Below are 2,801 nucleotides of genomic sequence, written 5' to 3' on the forward strand. Positions count from 1 at the left end.
TGTCCTGGCTTCATAATTAAACTCCTGATTGTTTAGAAAGATAGACAATTTCTCCAGCCGAAGGATTGACTAGTAATTTAAAGAAATTGCCAAGACTATTCTTTATGAAACTTGTGATTTGCGGCTGTTTACTCCCGCTATGGTTCTATTTTGCTTCTACCTCCGTCCGGAAACTGAGTACGGAAAACTGGTATTGGCTAATACAACGCTCATTAACAATAGCTCCACAAAAACTGACTTTTTAGAAAAGAAATTGTTGAAGGTTCTGGAGTCAGAAATTAGAGATTAACCCTGTTTTGTCATTCTGGGAGAACCTAATCGCTGAAAGCCTTTGAGAGCTTTAATCTTCAGGTTTTGGCTACAAACTTTAGTTACTGTTAGAAAATAAAGGCTCAAAGCTTGATTAAATCAAAGTTTCAAAATCTTGCTTCGATTCTTGTTTTCCGAGAGTGACTAAACAGGGTTAATGCAACAAAGAAGCAATGCCACAATGCTGTAAGTGATTCTACAAAATAAAACTTTGACTAAAAAGCTTTGTTCAGCAACGAGAAATAAAGCATTAGTGAGACTCGAATGCAGGTTTTTACAAATATCCTGTCTCAATGCCTTTTACAGCTTTTTAAAGTACCTTGCAATTGGTAACAGCCCGAAACCCAGCTTTTCATAGGTACAACGTGCTGGTGCATGGCCAGGATCGCCTCCAGTCTCGACCATAGCAACGGACATACCAGCAGCTTTCATCCAATTAAGAGCAAACTCGACCAAAGGGGCTCCAATGCCAAGACGTTGATAATCTGGATCAACGGCAATCATGTAGATTTCTCCCATACTACTCTCTGAGTGGAGTTTCACGGCTACAAAGCCCACGGTTGAATCAGAGTCGATGGCAACCCACACCTTCATGTCTGTTGTAGTACAGACTGACTCAACAGCATTAAGCTGACTTACACGCCAACCATCAGGGTAGAATGAATGGTACACCTCAATATCCATCGCTTTTTGAATCGAATCAAAGACCGGACTCCATGCGCGGAGTGAAAGACTTTTGATGGTATCAAGTTGGCTATCTTCGTATGGTTCAATTCGCATAAAGGTATTATGTGGTTTTAGTATGTTACATAAATACTACCAGCTAATCTTTTGTTTTTCTGGTATAGGCAGTACACCGTTAGAATTGACCACTTGAAGCCACTGAATTACCTGGAGCCGGAATGTCAGCAGATGCAAGTAATTTGCGATCGCATCAGTAGGTTACAGGAAAACGAGAACTTGGAAGATGCTGCCTGTGCTCTGCTGAAGCACTTGGGGGAACTGAAGCGACGGTATTTGACTGCTATGGAGGAGAAGCTGTTGGGTTTGATTGAGCAGGAATATGGGGTTAATGAAGGAAATGAGCCGATTGCAAATTCGTGAAGATGACCTGACAGGTAAAAATATTGCTGACCTTTTGAGGGAACATCTCAAAAACATGCATGAGATTACCCCACCCGAAAGCGTTCATGCTCTTGATATAGAGGCATTGCGTTCGCCTAATATTACTTTTTGGACAGCTTGGGATGACGAAGAACTGGTTGGATGCGGGGCATTGAAAGAATTAGATTCAAGAAGTGGTGAAATTAAATCAATGCGTACCGTCAAGGCTCACCGACGTAGGGGTGTCGCCTCAAGGATTCTGGAACATATCATCAAGGAAGCCCACCGACGTGGTTATAATTGCCTGTATTTGGAAACAGAGGCTTTTGGAGAGTTTACCCCAGCGCGAGCCTTGTACATACGTTACGGATTCGAGTACCGAGGCCCTTTTGGGGATTATACCCAAGACGCGAACAGTGTATTTATGATGAAAAGTCTCGCTTAATTTCCTGAAAAACTAGCATATTGCTCGAAGAATCTGCAAAATTGTCCAAATTTTCAGGATAAATTTTTTTGGAAAATCTATGAACTCTGTTGTTTCCATTTGTTCCATAACGGATGTATATCATCTGGTTGCCCTTCGTAGTTGAGCATTTCCTCGGAAATTGTTAGCCAAGGCTGTGCGCTGCGTGTCCAAAGGTTGCCAACTGGAAGTAAATTGCTTGTATCGTCTAATGTTCCAGCTTTGACGTTAATCGTACCGGGGCTGTAAGTACGCTCATGAAATAACCGCGTTCCCCACTCACCGCAGAATACATTTTTTACTTCACGTTTGCTGTCAGCTTTGCGAATCCAAGCTTTTGGCTGTCCTCGGGTCACAACTAAAGCATCTCGTGGTACAGTAAGTGACATTCCAAAGGCACTGGATGATTGTTTTTGACATTCTTTGCAATGGCACAAGTAAAGAGTTAAAGGTTGGGAGCGGATTTCATAACGGATATTTCCGCATTGACAACCTCCAGTATAGGACTAGTATTTGATTTCTGAAAAAGCTCCGTACATTTGAAGAGTGGCAAAATCACTCGTTTGTGTGCTGGATAAACCACTCAAACATCCATTTCAGATGAGAGAACGAAGGAATCAAAGCACAAAAACGCCGTACCCATGTTTTAGCTTGTAACCAGATATCCTCAATAGGATTTTGTGATGGGCAATTGGGAGCAAAGCGGACACAGTGAATTTGCCATTGTTCTTCTGGTAAACCAAGGTTCACCTTAGCTAAAAAATCTTGGACTTGATGGGAACGATGGTAAGAAGCACCATCCCAAAAAAGAAGTAATCGTTGGTTGGGAGACTGGTCTAATAAATAACGTAAATAATCAATTGTATTGTCTGAATTACCAGCGTTGTAAGCTTTAAGAAGTAATTTGCCAGTGAGATAGTCAACC

General features: G+C 41.7%; 3 protein-coding genes and 2 pseudogenes. 2 read left to right on the forward strand and 3 right to left on the reverse strand.

All coding sequences use genetic code 11. The features are described from left to right. Positions 1–609 precede the first annotated feature (609 nt). A complete protein-coding gene (locus tag H6G97_RS49260; protein WP_190947539.1) occupies positions 610–1,089 on the reverse strand; it encodes a GNAT family N-acetyltransferase in 480 nt (159 codons plus the stop codon). 93 nt (positions 1,090–1,182) lie between these two features. Here H6G97_RS49260 and H6G97_RS49265 point away from each other — a divergent pair, with 93 nt between their 5' ends. Further along, the gene (locus H6G97_RS49265; RefSeq protein ID WP_242056173.1) at positions 1,183–1,413 is read left to right on the forward strand and encodes a hypothetical protein; all 231 of its coding nucleotides are present in this window, start codon (positions 1,183–1,185) and stop codon (positions 1,411–1,413) included. Beyond that, positions 1,391–1,858, forward strand: coding sequence for a GNAT family N-acetyltransferase (locus H6G97_RS49270; protein ID WP_190947540.1), 468 nt, complete (start codon positions 1,391–1,393; stop codon positions 1,856–1,858). The genes H6G97_RS49265 and H6G97_RS49270 overlap by 23 nt, the downstream gene beginning before the upstream one ends. 77 nt (positions 1,859–1,935) lie before the next feature. On the opposite strand, the pseudogene H6G97_RS49275 reads toward H6G97_RS49270, so the two are convergent. Then, positions 1,936–2,367, reverse strand: a pseudogene (locus H6G97_RS49275) (GFA family protein); the annotation flags it as partial. Positions 2,368–2,382: 15 nt separating this feature from the next. Further along, a pseudogene (locus H6G97_RS49280) lies at positions 2,383–2,801 on the reverse strand (transposase); the annotation flags it as partial.

Source organism: Nostoc flagelliforme FACHB-838 (assembly GCF_014698065.1).
Taxonomy (GTDB): Bacteria; Cyanobacteriota; Cyanobacteriia; order Cyanobacteriales; family Nostocaceae; genus Nostoc; species Nostoc flagelliforme_B.

What these genes read in the sequence shown, in the direction of transcription:
- H6G97_RS49260 (WP_190947539.1), bottom strand. Translation starts at nt 1,089, where the DNA reads ATGCGAATTGAACCATACGAAGATAGCCAACTTGATACCATCAAAAGT.
- H6G97_RS49270 (WP_190947540.1), top strand. Translation starts at nt 1,391, where the DNA reads ATGAGCCGATTGCAAATTCGTGAAGATGACCTGACAGGTAAAAATATT.